This is a genomic window from Bordetella sp. MIP270_01_BMS (assembly GCF_054958705.1).
Genome location: NZ_CM143297.1, coordinates 3018031 through 3041535, shown reverse-complemented (window position 1 = coordinate 3041535; position 23505 = coordinate 3018031). Strand labels below are relative to the sequence as shown.

At 66.3% G+C, this 23505-nt stretch carries 20 protein-coding genes; 10 read left to right on the top strand and 10 right to left on the bottom strand.

What is annotated here, in order from left to right:
• Positions 1-13: 13 nt before the first annotated feature.
• A complete protein-coding gene (locus ACV17W_RS14250) occupies positions 14-1639 on the bottom strand; it encodes a GMC family oxidoreductase (RefSeq protein ID WP_462592982.1) in 1626 nt (541 codons plus the stop codon).
• A gap of 253 nt (positions 1640-1892) precedes the next feature.
• On the opposite strand from ACV17W_RS14250, the gene ACV17W_RS14245 reads away from it, so the two are divergent.
• Together ACV17W_RS14245 and ACV17W_RS14240 are read left to right on the top strand one after the other, a co-directional pair.
• Positions 1893-2738 (top strand): SAM-dependent methyltransferase, encoded by an 846-nt coding sequence (locus tag ACV17W_RS14245; RefSeq protein ID WP_462592981.1) that lies wholly within the window; start codon positions 1893-1895, stop codon positions 2736-2738.
• Entirely contained in the window at positions 2735-4084 is a 1350-nt protein-coding gene (locus ACV17W_RS14240) for an APC family permease (protein WP_462592980.1), read from the top strand. The genes ACV17W_RS14245 and ACV17W_RS14240 overlap by 4 nt, the downstream gene beginning before the upstream one ends.
• Before the next feature lie 90 nt (positions 4085-4174).
• Here ACV17W_RS14240 and ACV17W_RS14235 read toward each other — a convergent pair whose 3' ends face one another.
• The 6 genes from ACV17W_RS14235 to ACV17W_RS14210 all read right to left on the bottom strand — a co-directional run bounded on the left by ACV17W_RS14235 (position 4175) and on the right by ACV17W_RS14210 (position 10537).
• Positions 4175-5077 (bottom strand): DUF6999 family protein, encoded by a 903-nt coding sequence (locus tag ACV17W_RS14235; RefSeq protein ID WP_462592979.1) that lies wholly within the window; start codon positions 5075-5077, stop codon positions 4175-4177.
• Positions 5074-6996: an iron-containing redox enzyme family protein gene (locus ACV17W_RS14230; protein ID WP_462592978.1), complete on the bottom strand. Its 1923-nt coding sequence runs from the start codon at positions 6994-6996 to the stop codon at positions 5074-5076. Before ACV17W_RS14230 ends, ACV17W_RS14235 begins: the two co-directional genes overlap by 4 nt.
• 14 nt (positions 6997-7010) lie before the next feature.
• On the bottom strand, positions 7011-7850 hold the full coding sequence (locus ACV17W_RS14225; RefSeq protein WP_462596557.1) for a fatty acid desaturase: 840 nt from the start codon (positions 7848-7850) through the stop codon (positions 7011-7013).
• 61 nt (positions 7851-7911) lie between these two features.
• On the bottom strand, positions 7912-8685 hold the full coding sequence (locus ACV17W_RS14220; protein ID WP_462592977.1) for a sterol desaturase family protein: 774 nt from the start codon (positions 8683-8685) through the stop codon (positions 7912-7914).
• A 102-nt stretch (positions 8686-8787) separates the two neighbouring features.
• Positions 8788-9747, bottom strand: coding sequence for a 4-hydroxy-tetrahydrodipicolinate synthase (gene dapA, locus ACV17W_RS14215; RefSeq protein WP_462592976.1), 960 nt, complete (start codon positions 9745-9747; stop codon positions 8788-8790).
• Between the two features lie 289 nt (positions 9748-10036).
• Positions 10037-10537, bottom strand: a complete 501-nt coding sequence (locus ACV17W_RS14210) for a GAF domain-containing protein (RefSeq protein WP_462592975.1) — start codon at positions 10535-10537, stop codon at positions 10037-10039.
• Between the two features lie 128 nt (positions 10538-10665).
• On the opposite strand from ACV17W_RS14210, the gene ACV17W_RS14205 reads away from it, so the two are divergent.
• The 5 genes from ACV17W_RS14205 (at position 10666) to ACV17W_RS14185 (ending at position 15228) form a co-directional block, all read left to right on the top strand.
• Entirely contained in the window at positions 10666-11865 is a 1200-nt protein-coding gene (locus ACV17W_RS14205) for an aminotransferase-like domain-containing protein (protein WP_462592974.1), read from the top strand.
• A 70-nt stretch (positions 11866-11935) separates the two neighbouring features.
• Positions 11936-12862, top strand: coding sequence for a 4-hydroxybenzoate octaprenyltransferase (ubiA, locus tag ACV17W_RS14200; RefSeq protein WP_462592973.1), 927 nt, complete (start codon positions 11936-11938; stop codon positions 12860-12862).
• 39 nt (positions 12863-12901) lie between these two features.
• On the top strand, positions 12902-13312 hold the full coding sequence (locus ACV17W_RS14195) for a DUF1090 domain-containing protein (protein ID WP_462592972.1): 411 nt from the start codon (positions 12902-12904) through the stop codon (positions 13310-13312).
• 242 nt (positions 13313-13554) lie between these two features.
• Positions 13555-13941, top strand: coding sequence for a DUF4148 domain-containing protein (locus ACV17W_RS14190; protein WP_462592971.1), 387 nt, complete (start codon positions 13555-13557; stop codon positions 13939-13941).
• Between the two features lie 183 nt (positions 13942-14124).
• The gene (locus tag ACV17W_RS14185; RefSeq protein WP_462592970.1) at positions 14125-15228 is read left to right on the top strand and encodes a saccharopine dehydrogenase family protein; all 1104 of its coding nucleotides are present in this window, start codon (positions 14125-14127) and stop codon (positions 15226-15228) included.
• 22 nt (positions 15229-15250) lie between these two features.
• Here the strand turns inward: ACV17W_RS14185 and glcC are convergent, their stop codons facing one another.
• Positions 15251-16015: a transcriptional regulator GlcC gene (glcC, locus tag ACV17W_RS14180; protein WP_462592969.1), complete on the bottom strand. Its 765-nt coding sequence runs from the start codon at positions 16013-16015 to the stop codon at positions 15251-15253.
• A 224-nt stretch (positions 16016-16239) separates the two neighbouring features.
• Here glcC and ACV17W_RS14175 point away from each other — a divergent pair, with 224 nt between their 5' ends.
• Positions 16240-18423 (top strand): malate synthase G, encoded by a 2184-nt coding sequence (locus tag ACV17W_RS14175; RefSeq protein WP_462592968.1) that lies wholly within the window; start codon positions 16240-16242, stop codon positions 18421-18423.
• Between the two features lie 190 nt (positions 18424-18613).
• Here ACV17W_RS14175 and ACV17W_RS14170 read toward each other — a convergent pair whose 3' ends face one another.
• Both ACV17W_RS14170 and ACV17W_RS14165 read right to left on the bottom strand, forming a co-directional pair.
• The gene (locus tag ACV17W_RS14170; RefSeq protein WP_462592967.1) at positions 18614-19552 is read right to left on the bottom strand and encodes a 2-hydroxyacid dehydrogenase; all 939 of its coding nucleotides are present in this window, start codon (positions 19550-19552) and stop codon (positions 18614-18616) included.
• 35 nt (positions 19553-19587) lie between these two features.
• The gene (locus ACV17W_RS14165; RefSeq protein WP_462592966.1) at positions 19588-20334 is read right to left on the bottom strand and encodes an ABC transporter substrate-binding protein; all 747 of its coding nucleotides are present in this window, start codon (positions 20332-20334) and stop codon (positions 19588-19590) included.
• A 358-nt stretch (positions 20335-20692) separates the two neighbouring features.
• Between ACV17W_RS14165 and nadA the strand changes: the two genes are divergently transcribed.
• Positions 20693-21841, top strand: a complete 1149-nt coding sequence (gene nadA / locus ACV17W_RS14160; protein ID WP_462592965.1) for a quinolinate synthase NadA — start codon at positions 20693-20695, stop codon at positions 21839-21841.
• A 10-nt stretch (positions 21842-21851) separates the two neighbouring features.
• Positions 21852-23504 (top strand): L-aspartate oxidase, encoded by a 1653-nt coding sequence (gene nadB / locus ACV17W_RS14155; protein WP_462592964.1) that lies wholly within the window; start codon positions 21852-21854, stop codon positions 23502-23504.
• Position 23505 lies beyond the last annotated feature (1 nt).

Below are 23505 nucleotides of genomic sequence, written 5' to 3'. Positions count from 1 at the left end.
GAAAACTTTCGGACTATAACGCAGGGCTTTTGCGACGCAGCAGCTCGGCGCCCTTTTCGGCAATCATCACGGTAGGGGCGTTGGTGTTGCCTGAAGTAATGGTCGGCATGACCGACGCATCAATGACGCGCAGCCCCTGCAGGCCATATACGCGCAGCTCGGGGTCGACCACGGCACGCTCGTCCACGCCCATCTTGCACGTGCCCACCGGATGGAAGATCGTGGTGCCGATGTCGCCGGCCGCGCGCGCCAGTTCTTCGTCGGTCTGGCAGCCCTCGCCGGGCCGGTATTCCTGCGGCGCGTAGCGGGCGAGCGCCTGCTGCGCCACGATGCGGCGCGTCAGCCGCAGACTGTCCGCCGCCACGCGCCTATCGGCCTCGGTGGCCAGGTAATTGCAGAAAATTTCAGGATGGTCGTCCGGCTGCGGGCTCGCGACGCGCACATGCCCGCGGCTGGTCGGCCGCAGGTTGCACACCGACGCAGTAAAGGCGGGAAACGCGTGCAGCGGGTCGCCGAATTTTTCCAGCGACAGGGGTTGCACGTGATATTGGACGTTGGCCCGTTCCTGTTCGGGGCCCGACCTTGCGAAGGCGCCCAGCTGCGACGGCGCCATGCTGAGCGGGCCGCGCCGCCACAAGGCATACTGCGCGCCCATCATGGCCTTGCCCCACAAGGTGCCGGCGATCGCGTTCAGGGTCTTGGCGCCGGTCACCCGGAAGATCATGCGCAGTTGCAGATGGTCCTGCAGGTTCTCGCCCACCCCGGGCAAGTCATGCACCACGGGCAGCGCGCGCGCCTGCAGGAGCGCGGCGGGCCCCACGCCGGACAGCTGCAGCAGCTGCGGCGAGCCGATGGCCCCGGCGGCCAGGACCACCTCGGCGCGTGCCCGGGCAATCTGCTCGCCGCCATCGTCGAGCCGGAAGGCCACGCCGTCGGCGCGACGATTCTGGAATATGACGCGCGAGACGCGCGCGCCCGTCATGACGCGCAGGTTCGGCCGCCCCGCCACGGGTTTCAGGAAGGCGCTCGCCGCGCTCCAGCGCAAGCCGCGCCGCTGGTTGACTTCGAAGTAGTCGCAGCCTTCGTTGTCACCCTGGTTGAAGTCGGATATCGAACGAATTCCTGCCTGCGCGGCCGCGGCCCGGAATGCATCGAGCAAGTCCCAGGACAGGCGCTGGCGTTCGACGCGCCATTCTCCGTCGGCTCCGTGAAAATCGCTGGCGCCCCCATGGTGGCCTTCGCTGCGCTTGAAGTACGGCAGAACGTCGTCCCATCCCCAACCGGGATTGCCCTGCGCGGCCCACCCGTCATAGTCGGCGCGCTGGCCGCGCATGTAGATCATGCCGTTGATCGACGAACTGCCCCCCAGCACCCGCCCGCGCGGATACCCCAGGCTGCGGCCGTTCAGGCCGGGCTCGGGCTGCGTGCGAAAACACCAGTCACTGCGCGGATTGCCTATGCAATACAGATAGCCAACCGGAATATGGATCCAGTGCCAGTTGTCGCGGCCCCCCGCTTCCAGCAGCAACACCCGCGTGGCGGGATCGGCCGACAGGCGGTTGGCGAGCAGGCAGCCTGCCGAGCCTGCGCCCACCACGATATAGTCGAATACCAGGTCATTACCGCCGTCGCTGGCCATGTCGCGCGTCCCTCTTGTTGGATGACTGGCGCCGGCGGGGCCGACGGCCTGGTGCAGGGTTGTAGATCACAAGCGTGGCGTTGCCTACCCGGGGCGGCCCTAATGCGCTGCTGGCCGCTCTGGAGCGGCCCAGCAGCGACGAAATGTAACAAGGGTTGAACGAAGGCACGGTAGCACCGATGATTTCGTTCAGTTTTTTGTCAGCCCCGTGCCGGACTGTCTCATGCAGGCCGGCCCTCTAACGGAGACCTGCGTGCCTTCGATTGTTCCTGCTCTGCCTGCCCGCACCCGCTCGCGACGCAATGCCCTGGCCGCCCTGGCCGCTTCGTTGTCCTTTGTCATGTTGCCGCTCAATGCCGCGCAGTTCGTCGAGCTCGATGTGCCCTATGTGCCCACGCCCGATGAAGCCGTGGCCAAGATGCTCGAAATGGCCGACGTAGGCCCGCAAGACGTTGTGTTCGACCTCGGTTCGGGGGACGGCCGCATCGCCGTGGCCGCCGTGCGCGACCGCAAGGCAGCCCGCGCCACCGGCGTCGACATCGACCCGCAACGGGTAGAGGAAGCGCGCGCCAACGCCAAGCGGGCAGGCGTCGAAGATCGCGTGGAATTCCACGTTCAAGACCTGTTCCACACCGACTTCTCTAAAGCCACCGTGTTGACGATGTACCTGCTGCCCGACGTCAACATCAAGCTGCGTCCGCGCATACTGGACGAGCTGGCGCCCGGCACGCGCGTGGTGTCGCACGCCTTCACCATGGGCGACTGGGGCAGCGACCAATATGAATCGGTCAACGGCCGCTCGCTGTATATGTGGATCGTGCCGGCGAAAATGGCGGGGACCTGGCGCATCGAGCATGCCGGCGGTCCGATCACGCTGCAGATCGCGCAGCATTACCAGAAGCTGACGGTCACCGCCCGCCGCCAGGACGCCGCCCTCGACGTCACGCGCGCAACGCTCAACGGCAACCGGCTGGAACTGGTGTTCGATGATGGCGGCACGCCGCGGCGGTTCCTGGGTCTGGTGCGCGGCGATACCATTGCCGCCATGGCGCTCGACGGCGCCGAATCGGGCTGGCAGGCCACCAGGCAGTCGCAATGAGCGGCGTCTCGGTCGAACCGGGGCGGCCGCCCGGACTTTCGGTATTCGACGCCGTCGCGGTGCTGGTGGGCGTAGTCGTCGGCATCGGCATATTCGGTTTTCCACCGCTGGTGGCCCAGCACGCCAGTTCGCCCACGATGTATATCCTGCTGTGGCTGGCGGGCGGCGTCGTGATGCTGCTGGGCGCGCTGTGCTACGCCGAGCTGGGTTCAACGTATCCCGATTCCGGCGGCGAATACCGCTACCTGAGCCTGGCGTGGGGGCCGCGCACCGGACTGATGTTTGCCTGGGCGCGTTGCACTGTCATCCAGACCGGCGCCATTGCTGCCGTGGCTTTCATCTATGGCGATTACGCGCAGCAGCTGCTCGACCTGGGCACCTACGGTCCCGCTGTGCACGCCGCCCTGGCCGTGGTGGCGCTGACCATCCTGAATGTGGCCGGTACGCAGCCGTCCAAGCGCATCCAGATCGTCTTCACGTCGCTGACCGTGGTCGCGCTCGTGGCGGTGGTCGTGGCCGGCATGCTGGTGGGCGACGCGCCTTCCCAGGCCATGGCCGCGGAAAGCCTGCCGATGCAGGAAAGCCTGCCGGGCATGCTGGGACTGGGCATGGTGTATGTGCTGCTGACCTACGGCGGCTGGAACGAATCCGCCTACCTGTCGGGCGAACTGCGCGACCCTGCGCGCAACGTCAGCCGGGTGCTGCTGATCGGCACGGCTGTCGTCACCGGCATCTATCTGCTGGCCAACCTGGCGCTGCTCGATATGTTCGGCCTGCAGGGCTTGCGCCAGGCCAGCGCCGTGGGCGCCGACGTCATGCGCATCGCCGCCGGACCGCATGCAGCCATATTACTGAGCCTGCTCGTGTGCTGCACGGCACTGAGCACCATCAACGGCACCATCCTGACCGGTGCCCGCGTCTACGTGGCGCTGGGCGCCGACGTGCCGGCTCTGCGCCGGCTCGGCGCCTGGTCCCCGCGCGGCCAGGCGCCGGTCGCGGCCTTGCTTGCGCAGGGTGCGATCACGCTGGCGCTGGTGGCCTTCGGCGCGATGACCGAGAACGGCGTGCAGGCCATGGTGGCTTATACCGCGCCGGTATTCTGGTTCTTCATGCTCCTGGTCGCGGTATCGGTGTGGCGCTTGCGGCAGCTGCATCCCGACCGCGTGCGGCCCTTCAGTGTGCCGCTGTATCCGCTGCCGCCGCTGCTGTTTGCCCTGAGCTGCGCCGGGCTGGTGTGGTCCAGCGCCCGCTATGCCGGTATGGGCGCGCTGCTGGGCATCGTGGTGCTGGCCGCCGGGCTGCCGCTGCTGCGCATGACCCGTCCCGCGGTCGCGCCGGCGCGGTAAGGCGGCGCGGCTTGTTGCCAGCCCGGGCGGCGCCAGCGGCCCGCGGCTTGCATGCGACCGGAACGGCGCCTCGGCGTCCGCCCGCGCGCGTCACAGGCCGGCATCGGCCTGCGGGAGCCGGCTTTCGGCTTCGGCTTTCATCTGCATCAGCAGGCTGTGCAACATCTCGGTAGACAAGCCGTGCAGCACCAGCCGGTAGCCGGCCCGCAGCGTCGACATCGGCACCAAGGGGTGCTTGTTGTTCACCAGGATCAGGTGTTGCGGCGCACCCAAGATCTGCGCCGCATAGATGCCCACGGTTTCGTCGAGCTGCAACGAGTTGGCGGCGCGCCAGAAATCGTTGTCGGTCAGCAGCAACTGGTACAGCGGCGTGAACAGCTCGATGGCGCTTTGCAGGTCCAGGAAGTTGCGGCGTCGGCGCGGCATGTCCGCCAGCTTCAACGGGGGCTCTCGCACCATCGAAAAATCGACGCGCGCCGGCGGGTGCATCTCTACGTCGGCCTCGCGCAGCGCACCGTTCAGCCGTATGACGAAGTTGAACAGGTTCAGGTCGTGCTTGACGAACATCTCGTCTTTGAGGTCGGCGATACCGCGCGGCTCGAGCGGCGAGGTCACGACCGGTGCCGGCGCGTTGCGTCCGATGAAAGCCAGAATCTGCGAACCCAGGTGAAAGTGCCGCAGGATGAGCCAGTTGGCCTCGGGCGACACGAAGTGCTCCAGGCCCCACGCCAGAATGCGATGCAACAGCTTCGAATGCGACCACCTGCGCGGCAGGAACGTTTTGACTGCCTGGATCAGGATGATGAACGCGCGCGCCAGCGGGCGCAGGAAAGGCAGCAGGTATTGCCGGGAGCCGCAGCTGGAATCCGCCAGCCAGGCCTCTTTGACGGGGTCGGGCAAGGGCGTGCTGCGGTCCAGGTAGAGCGCCAGCCAGGGGCTGGGATCGGCGGGATCGTGCTCGCGGCTCAGGAACTCGGGGGTGCGGGGGTTCATGCGGACTCGGCCTCCATCACATGATGGAACTGCATCAGGTAAAGCGCCGCGGTGCGGCGCGCGGTATCGACGATACGGCGTTCAGCCTGCCCGTGCTCGTCCGCGTCCAGCGCGAGCTCTACAGCCATGAGCCAGCGGGCCAGATGGTTTTCATCGTTGTGGCCGTGGTATTCGAGAAAGCGGAAGTGATCGGGCGGCAGGTCCAGGCTGACCTTCAGCAAAGGCAGCAGCGCGGGCACGATGCGCTGCCCGGTGCCTTCGATGATGTAGATGGCGCCCAGCAGGCCTATCGGATCGTGCGTGGCGGCCAGCGCGTGCAGGTAAGCGTTCAGCGCCTCGCCACCCGGGTTCCGGCGCAGCGCATTGATATCGGTCTCGGTGCCGCCGGCTTTGCGATAGTCGTCGAACAAGATCTGGAAGTCGTTCTGTTCTTCGCCCGCGTGCACGCCGATCAAGTCGGCCAGGGGCCGATACGCATCGCCCAGAGACGCTGCCCCTTCGCGCATCCATTTGCTGCCTTCGCGAACTTGCGGAATCCAGTGGGCCATCCAGTTCACGTAGTCGGCGGCGGCAAAGCGGCCTTCGCGCAGACGCCGCACCACGGGAGTGCGCCACACGCGCGAACGGTAATCGTGCCAGATCGAGGCCAGTTCGGTCAGCAGCGGGCCCAGGCCCTGGGGTGCGCGGGCCGGGTCATGCGGCGCGGCGATCGAATCGGCGTCGACGCTGTCCGGCGTGGCGGGCGCGGCAGCCGTCCGGCCTGCCGACGCAGGAACGCTTGCCCTGGCGTTCTCGACTTCGAACAGCATGTAAGCCGTCATGAAACGCCCGGATTCTGGGATATAGCAGAACACCTGCTGGCCCGGTTCCAGGGTACGGGTTTCCAGGAATTCGGCCAGCATGATCAGGATCGATGCCGCGCCCGTATTGCCGCGCCATGCCAGGTTGCTGTACCAACGTTCGCGCGGTATCGACAGCCCGGCCTTCTCCATCAGGCCCTCGACGACCGGAATGAATTTCTCGGACGAGTAATGGCACAGGAAATGATCGACGCGTTGCGGATCCACCCAGCCATCGCGCACAAGCGCCGCGTACTCATGGATGCCGATGTCGAACAGGTGCGGCAGCAAGCGGATGTTCTGGCGCAGCGACAGCGCGCCTGCGGCCTCGGCTTCGGCCCAGGACGGGTAATCCAGGTGGCCCTGCCCACCGTCGGCAGGCTGTCCCAGCTGCATGCATACGGGGTAGTCGCCCGAGAAAGCGCGCTGGTGCACCCATTTCAGCCGCAAGCGCACGCCGGAGGCCGCGCCGGGCAAGGGGCCGCCCCCGCTACCCAACAGCACCGCGCCGGCCCCATCCGACAGCATCCATCGCAGGAAGTGCGCATCGAAGTCGGCATCGTAGCCACGCGCCGCAAAGCGCGAGCGCTTGAACAGCCGCGACGGCATTTCGCTGGCCACCGCCAGCGCATGGCGGTGCGCCCCCAGTTCGATGCCCTGGGCGGCTGCCTGGATGGCCGATACGCCGGCCGCGCAAATACCGTGCACCGAGACCAGCTCCATGGGCGGCGCCGCCAGTTCGCCCTGGATCATGTTGGCAAAGCCGGGCATCAGCATGTCGCCACCCGATGATCCGCTGGCCAGCATCGACACATCGGCCAGCCCATGCGACTGCCGGCGCAGGCAGTCCTGTATGGCCCATGCCGCCTGGCTCGCATTGGTGCAACGCGAATTGCCGGCCTCGTCGATGGCGTAGTAACGCTGCCTGATGCCGTTCTCGGCCAGGATGCGCTGCTTGATCCTGCCGGACATGCGGTTGAGCGGTGCGATGTAGCGATCCATGTCCTGGTTGGAGACCGGTTCGCCCGGCATGAAATAGCCGGCACTTTCCAGATAGACGCGATTGAAGGCAACGGGCATGTAATAAGAAACTCCTATTCCTGAACCATGGAATCGGCGCGCATCAAAGATCGGCTGCGGCAGCTTGGCCACACCAGGCCCAATACGAACACGCGCAGCATGTAGGGAAGCAGCCCCGGCTCGCACAGAGCCGGGTCGACGCGATGGCGGTAGTGCCGCGCATGCAGCTGTGCCAGCTTCGACCAGTGCGCGCGCGAGTGCTCATGATGGGCGGTGTGCAGGCCTATGTTGAACAACAGCGGATTGACCAGGCCTTCGAAGTTGCGCGCATAACTCAGCCGCGCATGGCGCTGCGCCCCGCCGTCGGCATGGGCATGCTGCAGGTAGTTGGTGGCCAGCAGCCAATGCAGCCCGTGAAGCTGAGGCAGGATCACGAACAGCAAGGCTTTGGCCGGATCGATGGCCAGCAGGCCGCCCCACAGGCTCAGCCACGCCACGTACTGGGCCATGCAATATCGCCAGGGCCCGGGATGGCGGCGGCGCAAGCGGCCCAGCCATTGCCAGAACATGGGATACAGCGCCCATGCCGCCTGGAACGGATGCAGCAGATAGCCGGCCAGGTGATTCGTATCGCCGCCGAACCGGTAGGTGCGCGCCACGTCCCGGGCGCCGTGCTTGTACCGGTGGTGGTTGCCGGCATGCGCGGGAAAGAACACAAAGGTCGGGTGCCCCTGCAGTATCGTCAGCGCGAAGTCGGTAAGGCGGTTGGCGCCGCGCCTGCGCCACATGCGCAGGTGGGTATGGTTGTGATGCACCACGCCGATGCCCAGGGTCAGGAACAGCATCAGCCCGTACAGCAGCCAGTGCAGGCCGTGCACCCACTGCCATGCAGCCAGGGCGGGCAGCGCGGCCATATAGGCCAGGCTCTGGATATCGCGCCAGTGGCGCAACGCGCCGGCCCGGCGCCGCGGCGCGCTACGCTCGGCCAATCGACGTGCCCCGGGACCTGGCCGTCAACTGCGCGGCAGCCGCATCGGCCTGCAGGCGGGTGCCGAACAGGCGATCCATGAAGGTGAACTGGAAACCGTAGTTCCCGTGGTAACACGCATGGTGCAGGTGATGCCGGCGGCTGGCGGCAAACCAGTGCGCGTACGACACGCGTGGGAAGAAATCGTAATTGGCATGCCCGACACAGTTGAAGAACAGACTGAACAGCGGCACCGAAAAAAGCGACCAGAAGCTGAAGTCGTGCAGCATCATGGGCAACAGAATCACATTGCCCAGCATCAACGCTTCGACCGGATGAAAGCTGTAAGTGGAAAATGGCGTGGTGACCACCGACCGGTGATGCGGCAGATGAAAGCGCCGCAGCAGGCGCGTATGCAGCAGCCGGTGGTTGACCCAGAAATGCACGTCGTTCCAGATCAGCAGCGCCAGGATTTCCAGCACGATCTGCCCCGCTCCGGCGTCGGGATCGAGGCGGGCCCAGCCCAGCTGCAGCAGGCCCCAGGGAAAGATCATGCCCAAGCCGAAGATCAGCACCGATACGCCCGACTGCAGCAGTTCACGCCGCAACTGCCCGGGCGCGAGGGGCCGCGGATCGAGCGGGCTGCCGATGCCCAGGGCCGGCAGGACATGGTGCGTCAGCAGCCAGGTCGCCGCGCCGAACAACAGATAGATACCGCCAAAGAACAGCAGCCCCGCCAGCATGACCTGTCCGGCCGACAACGAAAGGAAAACGTGCGCCATATTGCTCCGCCACCCATGCCGGGCTGCCCAGGATGGCGGCAATGATATCAATCTGCCGCCGGACGATCACGCCGCCGCGCTTCCCATGCTGCTCGCGCCCCGTCAGAGGTGGGCGGCGCGTTCGGCCTGCCGATCGGCCTGCGCCGTGGCGGCAGGCATTCCGGCCCACAGCGGGAATGTCTGGTCCAGCACCGCCACGGCGGCATCCAGCCGCGCAGCCAGCGCCTGGCTGGCGCGTGGCATGGGGGCCCGCAGATGGTCCTCCAGCAGGCCTTGCCGAGCGAGCCAGGCCTTCAGCGGTCCCGGGTTGGGCTCGTCGAACACCAGGCGTATGACGGGCGCGAGGGCGTGGAACAGAGTGCGGGCAGCATCCAGCCGCTGCTCGTGCACGGCGCGATGCAAGGCGACAAACAGATCGGGGCGGATGTGCGCGGCAGCCGCGATCATGCCGCTGCCGCCCAGGCACAGAGTAGACAATGCCTGCAGGTCTTCGCCTGCCAGAACCTGAAGGCCGCCGTGCGCGATCAGGGCCGTCGTCTTGTCGAGCGAGCCGCCGCAATCTTTTACAGCGGCGATGTTGCCGTGCGAGGCCAATGCCAGCATCGTATCGAGGTCCAGCGAAGTGCCGGTGCGGTATGGAATGTCGTACAGCACCAGCGGCGCGCGCGAGGCGTCGGCCAGCGTACGGAAGAAGTCCAGGGCGCCTTGCTGGCCGGGCCGCACGTAGTAGGGCGCCGGGGCCAGGATGCCGGCCAGCGGCCGGGTCGAGAAGGCCGCCAGCCGGTGCAGCAGGTGGCCCTGGTGGTTGCCGGCGAGCCCCATTACCACCGGCAGCGCGCCGGCTTCTCCGAGCACGGCGTCCAGTACCGCCAGTTGTTCGGCATCGTCCAGCGCGGCGGCCTCGCCGGTGCTGCCGCACACGACCAGTCCGTCCACGCCGCTTGCGGCATAGTGGCGAACCAGCCTGCGCAATGCAGGCCCGTCGACGCCGGCCTCGGAAAATGGGGTGACCAATGGCACCCATACACCCTGGAACACCGCGGTAGCAGAAAAAATAGACATGACACACTCCGGTCGGACCGCTTGGGGGAACCGTACAGAAGTGCTGGGGATAGGGGTGAAACACAGGGGCGCATGCGCCGCCGGATTGCCGCCGTTCCGTCGCCCATCTGACGGAACAGCCTGCTCCGGTCAGATGAGCCGCTGTTTTTTGGATTTCAGGCCGATACAACGCCCTGCCGCGCAAGCGCGGGCAAAGAGAGCGAGGCAGCTGGCCAGATACATGGAATGTAGTCGCGCAGGCGCGAAAACCTGTAGAGATGAGGAAATCTACCGGCCGCCGCGCGAAGTGTCAACGCGTGGCGGCCCCGGCCAGGCTCTCGATGTATACCGCGCACAACGCTTGCATGCCCTGCCGGTCGTCTTCATCGAATCGGCCCGGTTCGGGGCTGTCGACGTCCCATACGCCGATCAGCCGGTCATCGAGCACCAGCGGCACCACCACTTCGGCGCGCGAAGCCGCATCGCAGGCGATATGACCGGGAAAGGCAAACACATCGGGCACCAGCTGGGTCTGGCGCTGGCTGGCGGCCGCGCCGCACACCCCGCGGTCGAGCGCTATGCGCACGCAGGCCGGCTTGCCCTGGAAAGGCCCCAGAACCAGTTCGCGGCCATCATAGAAGTAAAAACCCGCCCAGTTCACGCGCGGCAGCGCCTGGAAAACCAGCGCCGCGAAATTGGCCGCATTGGCGATGGGGTCGGTTTCGCCGTGAAGCAGGGCGCGCGCCTGCGCCGCCAGCTCGGCGTAAAAGCGGGGTGTGTCGTCGTCAGGCAGTTCAGTGGCGGTAAACATGAATGTAACTGTACAGGCAAATATCGAACCAACTGATTTTAGGGGCACGCCACCCATATGCGGCGCCGGCAGCGCGTTGTGGGACAATGTTCGCTCTTTTTCCCGTTCTTTCGCCAGAAGCCCTTTCCATGGATCAGCCCTTCGAACCCGTGTGCACGTTCTCCGAACGCGCCAAGCAACTCACCAGCTCTGCAATACGCGAAATCCTCAAGGTTACCGAGAGGCCCGAGGTCATTTCGTTCGCAGGCGGCCTGCCCGCCCCCGGCGGCTTTCCGGTAGAGGTAGTACGCGCCGCGTTCGACAAGGTATTGGCCGAGAACGGCCGCGCCGCGCTGCAGTACGGGCCCACCGAAGGTTACGCGCCCCTGCGACGCTGGGTCGCCGACGACCTCAATCGCGCCGGCGCGCAGGTCACGCCCGACCAGATCCTCATCGTCTCGGGTTCCCAGCAGGCGCTCGACCTGCTCGGCAAGGTGCTCATCGACGAAGGCAGCAACATTCTGGTCGAAGACCCCAGCTACCTGGGCGCCCTGCAATCGTTCAGCCTGTACCAGCCGAACTATGTACCCGTGCCCACCGATGACGGCGGCCTCATCCCCGAAGCCATCACGCCGGAACTCGCCGAAGGCGCGCGCTTCCTGTATGCGCTGCCCAATTTTCAGAACCCCACCGGCCGCACCCTGAACCTGGAACGCCGCCAGGCGCTGGTTCAGCGCGCTGCGCAATTGGGGCTGCCCATCATCGAAGACGACCCCTACGGCGAATTGCGCTACGCCGGCGAGCCGCAGCCCGGCCTGCTGGCGCTGGGCAGCGCTTGCGGTGCCAACGTCATACGCCTGGGCACCTTCTCGAAAGTGCTCGCGCCGGGCCTGCGTCTGGGCTTTATCGCGGCCCATCGCAGCATCATCGACAAGCTCGTGCAAGCCAAGCAGGCCACCGACCTGCACACGCCCACCCTCACCCAGATGGCCGTCTACGAAATCGTCAAAGACGGCTTTCTGGAACAGCACCTGCCCACGGTACGCGAAATCTACCGCGCGCAGGGCCGCTGCATGCTTGAGTCCATCGAGCGCGAATTCCCGGCCACGGTCAGCTGGACGCGCCCCGAAGGCGGAATGTTCCTGTGGGTGACGCTGCCCGATCACATCGACAGCGGACAGCTGCTGGCGCAGGCCGTCGAGCAGAATGTGGCGTTCGTGCCCGGCGGGCCGTTCTACGCCGGCAAGCCCCGCACCAACACGTTGCGGCTCAGTTTTGCCACCGTACCCGAAGAGCGCATACGCGCCGGCATTGCCGTGCTCGGCAAGCTCATCAAGCAATACGCCTGACCCCACGGGCGGCGGCTGCGGCCGCCGCCCTGTTTTTCTTCAAGCCCACGCCTACCCGAAGCAGGTCATCATGGTGAGCGCGCCGCGATCCACTTCCCCCGATCTCAACGATATCGTCTTCACCGACTGGGTCGAACGATGGCTTCCGCGCGCTTGGCGCCCCTACGCGCGGCTGTGCCGCCTCGACCGTCCCATCGGCACCTGGCTGACGCTGTTGCCCTGCATCGCGGCGCTGGTCCAGGCCGCCGGCGGCCTGCCCGATCTGCGCCGGCTCATCATATTCTCACTGGGCGCGCTGCTGATGCGGGGCATCGGCTGCACCGTCAACGACATGTGCGACCGCGACATCGACAAGCACGTTGAACGCACCCGGTTCCGGCCCCTGACCAGCGGCCAGCTGAGCATGCGCAACGCCGTCTGGTTTCTGCTGGGCCAGCTGCTGGTGTGCGGATCGCTGCTGTTCTTCATCAACGAGATGAGCCGCTGGCTGGCCGTGGCGGTACTGCCTTTCGTATTTATCTACCCCTTGTGCAAGCGGGTGACCTATTGGCCGCAGGTGGTGCTGGGCATCTGCTTCAACTGGGGCATGCTGATGGCGTGGTCCGACACGCAGAACATGGTGCCGCCGGCCGCCATTGCCATGTGGCTGGGCGCGGTGCTGTGGCAGGTCGGCTACGACAGCATCTACGCCTACGTCGATGTGCGCGACGACCGGCAACTGGGCCTGCGGTCCACCGCCATGCGGTTCGGCGCCCGCGGCAAGCAATGGATCGGCGGCTTCTACGCCGCCACCATCGCCTTGTGGGCCTGGGGCGGCCATGCCATGGGCCTGGGCTGGGGCTATCATGTGGGCATCGTCGTCGTCGCCGCGCACTTGGCCTGGCAGCTGTTTACGTTCGACCTGAAACGCCCCGATCGCAATTTCATGCTGTTCCGCGCCAACCTCTGGACCGGCTTGTTGCTCGTGATCGCAGCCTTGGCCGGCACCCTCGCCTGAACACCGCGGCCCCCGGCCGCCCTACGCAAGGAAAGCCCCATGTTCTCGCCTGCCCGGCATGTCTTCACTCTGGCCGCCGCCCTGTGTGCAGCCCTGGCCCCCGTCGGCGGCGCGCGGGCCGCCCAGGATTGCTCTGCATCGCGCGACTGCGCCGCCAAGTTCTGCCACCTCGAAAACGACATCGCGGCCGCCGGAGCGCAGGGCAATGCCCACCGCGAGGCCGGCCTGCGCCGGGCACTGAGCGAAGCGCGCGGTTCGTGCACCGATGGTTCGCTGCGCGCCGCACGCCAGGACGCATTGGCCGAGCGCCGCGTCGAGCTGACGGAACGCGAAGAAGAACTCGGCGAAGCCCGCCGCAAGGGCGATCAGGACAAGATCGACAAAGCCCTGCGCAAACTGCAAGACGCGCAAGAAAAGCTGGAAGAAGCGCAGGCCGATCTGCTGCGCTGAAGCTTGCGTGCCGTTGGCCATCGGCGGCAGACCCCTGGAAAGCGCGCCGCGGCCAGCCCTCAGTCGTCGGGCTTTTCCGACAAAGCCGATGATTCCCTGCCGATTAGTCGGGAATCTGGAAAATTATTTTCAAAAAACTAGGGTTTATCCTAGTTCATGGAAAGTCCAGAATGTCTTCACCGGGAAACATTCGCCGCTTACCCATAGCCGCGAAGTCCCAACAAGACAACTGGAGAACGACCATGAAGACTTTTGCTACCGCCATTCTGCTGTCGCTGGGCGTTGCCGCCGGCGCCCAAGCCGCCGACACCACCCAGGCCCTCAGCCGCGCTCAAGTACAGGCCGAACTGGCCCAGGCCAAGGCCACCGGCCAATACACCTTCGGCAATCTGGAATATCCGCCCGCCGCGGTGCAGACGTCCAACGTCAGCCGCGCCCAGGTCCAGGAAGAACTGGCGCAGGCGCGCGCAGCCGGCCTGGTGACCTACGGCGAAGAGCAATATCCGCCTCAGGCCGCCGCAGAACAGACCAGCCACCTCACGCGAGCCCAGGTGCGTGCGGAACTCGCGCAGGCCAAGGCCGAAGGCCACTACTCGTTCGGCAACCTGGACTACCCGCCCCAAGGTTGATTGCCCCCCACCTTCGCCGGGGCCTTCTGCACGGGGCCCGGGCGGCGCGGCCGGCGGTATCGGTCAAATCGACGTCATAGCCGTTTATTTGACCGATACCGCCGGCCGTTTCGACATTCTGTCCACTACATTTCGACTCGGTCGCGCGCTAGCATCAAGGTCTCTCGCCATCAGGAGCCTTGTATGAAACGCGAACGATTGCCCATCACCATTCTCGGCGCCGGGAAGATCGGCTTTGCCATGGCCGTGCTGCTGCACCGCACCGGCGACTATGCCGTGTGCGTCGCCGATCAGGATGCGGCTCGACTGGACCGCGTTGCCGCATTGGGATGCGAGATCGCACACGTCGGACGCGACGCCGGCTTGCGCGATGCCCTCGCGGGTCGCTACGCCGTGCTGAACGCCTTGCCGTTTCACCGCGCCGTCAGCGTGGCGCGGCTCTGCGCAGAGCTGGGCGTGCACTATTTCGACCTGACCGAAGATGTGGCCAGTACCGAGGCCGTCCGCGAGCTGGCTCGCGATGCGCCGTGCGTGCTGATGCCGCAATGTGGCCTCGCGCCAGGCTTTATCGGCGTCATCGGCCACGACCTGGCCCAACGTTTCGACAGCCTGCTCGATCTGCGCATGCGCGTGGGCGCGCTGCCCCGGTTTCCTACGAATTCCCTGCGCTACAACCTGACCTGGAGTACCGAAGGGCTGATCAACGAGTACTGCAACCCTTGCGAAGCACTCGTCGACGGGCAACTGACCCAGGTCGCGCCGCTCGAAGGCTACGAGACCTTCACGCTCGATGGTGTCGAATATGAGGCCTTCAACACCTCGGGCGGATTGGGCACGCTGCCGCAGACCTGGGCCGGCAAAGCCCGCAACATTGACTACAAGTCGGTGCGCTATCCGGGCCATTGCGCCATCATGAAACTGCTGCTCAATGATCTGCGCCTGCGAGACCGGCGTGACCTGCTGCGGGAAATTCTGGAAGAGGCCATACCTGCCACCGAGCAGGATGTGATCGTCATTCTGGCGGCCGCTTCGGGCCATCGGCATGGCCAGCTGCTGCAGCACTCATATTCCACGCGAATCTACGGTGGGGTGGTCGAGGGCCATACCCTGAGCGCCATCCAGCGCTCGACCGCCGCGGGCATCTGCGCCGCATTGGATCTGGTGGCACAAGAAGTCCTGCCCCAGCGCGGGTTCGTCGGGCAGGAAAGCATCCCGCTGGACGCCCTGCTTGCCAACCGCCACGGCAAACTCTACGCCGAGCGACAAGACGAAGCGATCGCGGCCTGACGGCCGCCGGGCCATTCGCCCGCTAAGCCCAGCCTTCCAGGCGCAGCGTGGCCCGCACCAGCCGTTGTTCTTCCTGCTCGATCTCGCGCAGGCTCTGGCGCACGCTGTTGACGTGATCGGTGGCTGCGCGCTGGGCCTGTTCGGGCAGGCGCCCGATCACGGCGCTGAACACCGCGGCGTGCTGCCGGTCGATCTGGCCTCGATGCGGGTCGCGGTGGTACAGGTTGTTCACGCAGGCAAACACCGAGCCCAGCATCAGGTCGGTGAGCGACTGAAGCGTATGCGTCAATACCGGGTTATGCGATGCCTCGCACACCGCAAGATGAAACGCGTGGTCCAGATGCGCATGCGTGGCCACGTCGGTGTCCACTTCGTGGGCGGCCATCATGGCCTCGTAGCGCCGCCGTATCATGATGAAGTCGGCTTCAGTGCCGCGAATGGCGGCCAGCCGGGCCGACTCGCCTTCGAGCAGCGCACGCACTTCGAGCAGGTCATACAGGGTGCGCGGCTGGGAATGGAACAGATGCACCAGCGGGCCGGCGTCCACCTGGGAAATCCGCGCCACGAACGAACCTTTGCCCTGTTCGGTGCGTATGATGCCGCGCGCCCTGAGCAGCTTCAGCCCTTCGCGCAGCGCCGTGCGCGAGGCCCCCAGTTTTTCGGTCAGGCGGCGCTCCGAAGGCAGGGCCTGCCCAGCCTTGAGCACGCCATCCATGATGAGCCGTTCGATCTGTTCGGCCACGACGTCGGCCACTTGGCGGCCAGCGCCCCCGCTAGGTGTAGACATGCTGTCCCACTGGTATGACCAGGCGTCGCGGCATTGCGATCGGTCTGGCCGGGTTTGTTCAAGTATCTGAAATCACACCATAAAACTCAGCCTTCGAGCAAACCGCGCGCAAATAAACTGGTATGACCAGTCGTCGCGCATATGGACATGATGCCGCGCTGCACCGATCATGTGGGTTTGCCGCGCCCGGGGCCGGCCCCGATTTCCACACCTTCGAGATCCGCATGACTGAACGTATTCATCAAGACGGCCTGCAAGTGGCGGCCGAACTTCACCGCTTCATCCAGGAAGAAGCGCTGCCCGCCAGCGGCATCGACAGCCAGCGATTCTGGTCCGGATTCGCCGCCCTGGTGCGCGATCTGGCGCCGCGCAACCTCGACCTGCTTGCCGAGCGTGATCGCCTGCAGCAGGAGCTCGACGCCTGGCACCGTGAACACCCGGGCCCGGTGCGCGACCAGGCGGCCTACCGCGCGTTTCTCGAGCAGATCGGCTATCTGCAGCCCCAGCCCGACACGGTGAAGGTGGAAACGGCCGATGTCGACGCCGAGATCGCCGAACAGGCCGGCCCGCAGCTGGTGGTACCCGTGTCGAACGCACGCTATGCCCTGAACGCGGCTAACGCCCGCTGGGGCAGCCTGTATGACGCGTTGTACGGTACGGATGCCATTCCGGCCACGCCTGGCGACACCGGGCGTGGCTACCATCCCGCCCGCGGGCAGGCCGTGATCGCGCGGGCGCGCGCCTTTCTCGACCAGGCCGTGCCGCTGGCCCAAGGCTCGCATGCGCAAGCCACCGGCTACAGCGTCGATAATGGGCAATTGGTTGTCTCGCTCGAGCAAGGCTGCACCGGCTTGGCCGACCCATCGCAACTGGCCGGCTACCAGGGCGATGCCCAGGCGCCCAGCGCCGTCCTGCTCAAGCACCACGGCCTGCACATCGAAATCCAGGTCGACCGCGCCCACCGCATTGGCGCCACTGACGCCGCAGGCATCAAAGATGTGGTGGTCGAGGCCGCACTGACCACCATCATGGACTGCGAAGACTCCGTTGCCGCGGTCGATGCCCAAGACAAGGTCCAGGTCTACCGCAACTGGCTGGGCCTCATGAAAGGCGACCTCACCGAAGAAGTATCCAAGGGCGGGCAGACTTTTACACGACGCCTGAACGCCGACCGCGAGTATCAGCGGCCCGATGGCGGCACGCTGACCCTGCATGGCCGTTCGCTGATGTTCGTACGCAATGTGGGCCACCTGATGACCAGCCCCGCTGTCCTCGACGCCGACGGGCTGGAGATTCCCGAAGGCATTCTCGATGCCGTGGTCACCACGCTGGCCGCGCTGCCCGACCGCGCCAGCCGCCGCAACTCGCGCACCGGTTCCATCTACATCGTCAAGCCCAAGATGCACGGCCCGGCCGAAGTGGCGTTCGCCAACGAACTTTTCGACCGTGTCGAAGACCTGTTCGAATTGCCGCGCCATACCGTGAAAATGGGCATCATGGACGAAGAACGGCGCACCAGCGTCAATCTCAAAGCCTGCATCCAGGCTGCGGCCGGTCGGGTGGCGTTCATCAATACCGGGTTCCTCGACCGCACGGGCGATGAAATGCATACGGCCATGGAGGCCGGCCCGATGCTGCGCAAGGGCGACATGAAGTCCAGCGCCTGGATTGCCGCGTACGAACGCAGCAACGTACTGGTTGGGCTCGACTGCGGCTTGCGGGGGCGCGCCCAGATCGGCAAGGGCATGTGGGCCATGCCCGACCTCATGGCCGCCATGATCGAGCAGAAGATCGCCCATCCGAAAGCCGGCGCCAATACCGCGTGGGTGCCCTCGCCCACCGCGGCCACGCTACACGCGCTGCACTACCACGAGGTCGACGTACAGGCGGTGCAGCAGCAACTCGAAAGCACCCCGCTGGCCAGCGTGCGTGAAGAACTGCTCGCCGGCCTGCTCACTGTGCCGGTGGGCAACCCGGCCGACTGGAGCGCCGACGACATCCGCAACGAGCTCGACAACAATGTCCAGGGCATACTGGGCTACGTCGTGCGCTGGATCGACCAGGGCGTCGGCTGCTCGAAGGTTCCCGACATCAACGACATCGGGCTCATGGAAGACCGCGCCACACTGCGCATTTCCAGCCAGCACATCGCCAACTGGATGCGCCATGGCATCGTCAAGCCGGAACAAGTACGCGAAACCTTCGAGCGCATGGCCAAGGTCGTCGACGCGCAGAACGCAGGCGACCCGCTCTACCGGCCCATGGCGGGCCACTTCAACACCTCCGAGGCCTATCTGGCCGCGTGCGCGCTGGTGTTCGAAGGCCTGGCGCAGCCCAACGGTTATACCGAGCCGCTGCTGCATCAGTACCGCCTGAAGTACAAGGCCCACCGCCAGGCCGCCGGCTGAGATGAGCGCAGGCGCATGTCACTGACCCGAGGGGTGACATGCGCGGCGTGACAGGGCTCCTGCCCGCCGGCGGCCCAGGCCTGCATCCGCGGCGGCGAAAGGCAATGCTGACGCACCGCTCGCGCAGGCGCGATGCCGGGTCTGCAAAGCGCCAAGCGTCAAGGTGCGGCGCGCCATTCGATGGCGGGCTTCAATACCCCTTGGCCGGGTCGTACAGATTCGGCAACGGCTCCCCCGCTTCGCAACGACGGATGAGTTCGGCCACGTAGCGGGCGCGTTCGCGCCGCGTGGGCGTGGCCGCACAGTGCGGGGTGATCATTGCGCCCGGGTGCCGCCAGAGCGGCGAGGCGGCGGGCAACGGCTCGGTGTCGAACACATCGAGCACTGCCTGGGAAAGCTGGCCGCCGTCCAGCGCAGTGATCACGTCCTCTTCGACCATGTGCGAACCGCGGCCCACGCTGATCAAGGCCGCGCCGCGCGGCATCCGTTCGAAGGTTTCCGTGCACAGGATGCCGCGAGTGGCTTCGGTGCCGGGCAACAAACACACCAGGATATCGGTGCGGGCCAGGAAATCCGCCAGTTGCTGCGGTCCGGCGTAGCTTTCCACGCCGGGCAATCGAACCGGCGAGCGCGACCAGCCGGCCGTCGGAAACCCCGTGCGCGCCAGCAGGGCCGCCGTGGCCGAGCCCAGGTATCCCAATCCCATGACGCCCACCCGCATGTCGCGCATCATGCGCGGCACCTCCGGCGTGTCCCACCGACAAATGGCCTGATCGTTGGCGTAACGCTTGAATTCCTTGGTGATGGCGAGTGCGGCCGCCAGCACGAATTCGCTCATTTCGTCAGCGGTTTCCTGCGTGACGAGCCGCGCGACCGGTACCTGGGCAGGGCGTTGCGGATCGGCCAGGATGTAGTCGATGCCGGCGCCCGCGCTGACGATCAGCTTCAGATTCGGAAACGAGGCCAACCAGCCCGGGTCCGGGTCCCATACCAGGGCATAGTGCACCTGCGCCGGATCGTCCAGGCGCTCGTGCGCCCCGCTGACCCGCAATTCAGGGGCGAACTCGGCAAAATGCTCGCGCCACTCGGGCAGGGCTTGCGGCCCTCCCGATTTAATGACCAGCCGCATGACTGTCGATTCCCTTGGACACTCGCCGGCGACGCCTACACCAGCTTCCATTTTTTCAGCAGGGCATCCAGTTCGCCGCTGCGCTTGAGCTCATCGAGCGCGGCCTGCAGTTTCTGCTTCAACGCGTCTTCGCCCTGCCGCAGGCCCAGGCCGATGGAACCCGGCAGCGAGGCCTTGTAGCTCTGCACCAGTCGCGTCTGCGCGAACTGACCCTGGCCCAGATAGTAGGAAAGCGTGGGGTAATCGGCAATGCCCGCCTCGATGCGGCCGGCGTTGACGTCGCGCATCATGTCGGGAATGGTGTCGTAGATCTTCACTTCCTTGAAGATGCCGGCGCTTTTCAGGGCTTCGCCGTAGACGGTGCCCACCTGCGCGCCCACCACGCGACCCTTGAAGGCCTCGTACGAGGAATAATCGGTCTTGTCGCGCGCCGGCACGATCATGCCTTCGCCATACGTGTACACAGGCTCGGTGAAGTCGATCACCTGGCGGCGCTTGTCGGTGATGTACATCGCCGAAGCGATGATGTCGATTCTGCGCGAGGTCAGCGATGAGATCAGCGCCGAAAAGTCCATCGCTTCGACGGCCGGCGTAAAGCCGGCGTGTTTGCCGACTGCCTGGATCAGGTCCACCATGAAGCCCTGCATCTGGTGCGTGGCGGGGTCCAGGAACGAGAACGGCACGCCGTTGGTTTCCGTACCGACCTTCATCACTGTCTGCGCTGCCGCCGGGGTGACGGCCGCCGCCACGGAAACCGCTGCGGCGGCAAGGACATATCGCATGCTTCGAATCATCATCGTGCTCCAGAACTGGGCTTGCGCCGTGGGTGAACGAAGAAAGACACACGCATGGGGGCTGCGCCCCATGCCCTATTTGACCACCGACCACGCCGGACGAACCGCTGCCGCACAAAAATTCCCGCCGTCTCCGCGGAAACGCATCCGCAAGCCGCGGGAACCCGCGGGCCAGCCGCTCGCCGTGCGCGTGGTCGAGCCCCTGAACGATAGCGTCGCCAGGACCGTGCGCACAGGGCTTGACACCCGCTTATGCTCAGTCGTAGCATAACTCTGCGCCTTTTTTTGGCCCACTAATGCTCTAAATGAGCATAAAACTTCCGCCTACGCAGCAGGAGCTTCATGCATGGAAACGCACGCCATCCGGCCGGTTGAATACGATCTGCCCGCGCCCGTCGACGCGCCACATTGCCCCACTTCCGTGGCCCAGGCGTGGGCGCGCGTGCCCCAGCCGCTTCCCTTGGAAAGCAAGGCCGGCACCATCGCCCGCATACGTGACCTGCTCAAACGGCAGGGCGCCGTTCTTGTCGCGCACTACTACGTGGATCCGGACGTGCAGGAACTTGCCGAGACCACCGGGGGCTGCGTCGGCGATTCCCTTGAAATGGCGCGCTTCGGACGCGACCACCCCGCCAGCACCCTGGTGGTGGCGGGCGTGCGGTTCATGGGCGAAACGGCGAAGATCCTGAGCCCTGAAAAGCGCGTACTGATGCCCGACCTGCAAGCCACCTGTTCGCTCGACCTGGGCTGCCCGGCCGAGGCGTTCAGCGCCTGGTGCGACGCGCATCCGGACCGTACCGTGGTCGTGTATGCCAACACCAGTGCCGCGGTCAAGGCGCGCGCGGATTGGGTGGTCACCTCGTCCATTGCGCTGGACGTCGTGACGGAACTGCACGCACGCGGCGAACGCATTCTCTGGGCCCCCGACCGGCACCTGGGCAGCTATGTGCAACGGCAGACCGGGGCAGACATGCTGTTATGGCAGGGCGCCTGCGTCGTGCACGACGAGTTCAAGGGCACCGAACTGGAACTGCTGCGCGCCGAGCAGCCCCAGGCGCGGGTGCTGGCGCATCCGGAATCGCCCCAGGCGGTACTGGCTCAGGCCGATGTAGTGGGCTCGACCACGCAATTGATCGATGCCGCGCGCAACCTCGATGCGCACCACTTCATCGTGGCGACCGACCAGGGCATCCTGCACAAGATGCGGGCCGCGGCGCCCGGCAAATCGTTCGTGGCGGCGCCCACGGCCGGCAACAGCGCCACCTGCAAGAGCTGCGCACACTGCCCCTGGATGGCCATGAACGAGCTGGCAGGGCTGGTCCAGGTACTGGAACATGGCCACCACGAGATCACGCTCGACCCGGAACTGGGGCGGCGCGCCAAGCGACCCATCGACCGCATGCTCGCTTTCGCCGAGCAGCGCCGGCAGCGCGTGCGCGCCAGCGGAGACATGGCACGCGACATGGCCCTGTACGATCAGGTAGGCCCGGCCTGACGAGCGCGATATGGTCGACGTACTGATTGTGGGCGGGGGCCTGGCCGGGCTGTCCGCCGCGCTGGAACTGGCGCCGCACCGCCGCGTGGCCATCCTGGCCAAGGGCGGCGTGGAACAAAGCGCGAGTCATCGCGCGCAGGGCGGCATCGCGGCGGCACTGGATGCGCAGGACAGCATCGAAGAACACGTACAGGACACCCTGGCGGCGGGCGGCGGCCTGTGCGACGCCGACGCAACGCGCCGCATCGCCGCCGATGCCAGCCACGCCATTGCATGGCTGCAACGGCAGGGCGTGGCCTTCACGGCCGAAAGCCATGCGCCCGACGTGCTGCACCTGACTCGCGAGGGCGGGCATGGCCGCCGCCGCATCGTGCATGCCGCGGATGCCACGGGCCGGGCCGTGGTCATGGCGCTGGCCGAACGGGCGCTGCACCATCCCAACATCACCTTTCTGGCGCAGCACTATGCCATTGACCTGCTGTGCCATGACGCCACCGGCGCGCCCGCGCAACGCTGCGGCGGCGCACAGGTACTGGACGCGGCTCGCGGCCGAATCCTGGCGCTGCACGCCCGCCACGTGGTGCTCGCCACGGGCGGCGCGGGCCAGGTCTATGCCCATGCCACCGCACCGTCGGCGGCCACTGGAGACGGCATCGCCATGGCCTGGCGGGCCGGCTGCGCGGTGGCCAACCTGGAATTCACGCAATTCCATCCCACTGCCCTGCATCACCCGGAAGGCGACACCTTTCTGATTTCCGAAGCCGTGCGCGGTGAAGGCGGCCTGCTGCGCCTGCCCGACGGCAGCCGCTTCATGCCCGCCTACGACGAACGTGCCGAACTGGCGCCACGCGACGTCGTCGCACGCGCCATCGACAGTGAAATGAAGCGGCATGGACTGCCGTGCGTGTACCTGGACATCAGCCACCGGCCACGCGCCTTCCTGCAGGAACACTTTCCCACGATCTACGCGCGCTGTCAGGCCTTGGGCATCGACATGGCCAGCCAGCCCATACCCGTCGCGCCCGCCGCCCACTACACCTGCGGCGGCGTGGTGGCGGACACTGCCGGCCGCACCGAGTTGCCCGGCCTGTACGCCATCGGCGAAACGGCTTGCACCGGGTTGCACGGCGCCAATCGGCTGGCCAGCAACTCATTGCTCGAATGCGTCGTCATGGGTCGTGCGGCGGCGCGCGCCATTGTGGCGGAAAGCTGCGCGCAGGCCGGAGGCGCACAAGTATCGGCGCCCACGTTCAGCGTGGCGGGCTCGGCCCGCCCCGGCAGCGCTCCCCGTGGCCTCGCCGCCCGTCGCCAGGCCTTGCGCGAACTCATGCGTGACGACGCCGGCATCGTCCGCAGCAACGCCGGCCTGAATCACGCGGCCGGGCGCATTGCGCAATGGCAGCGCGAAGTCGAACAGCAATGGCGTCACGAAGGGTTGAGCGCCGAGTTGCTCGAACTGCGCAACCTCCTGCAAGTGGCTTCGTTGGTCGTTCGCGCCGCCCGCTCCCGCCGGGAAAGCCGTGGTGCACACTTCAACCAGGACTGTCCGGGCCCGCTGCCGCAGGCGCGTGCCAGCGTATTGCGCCAGCCGCTGACCGCCCAGGCGCTGACAGAGGCGACGCCCGCAAGCGCCGCGTCCGAGGCGGCCGTAGAGACGCCCTGAG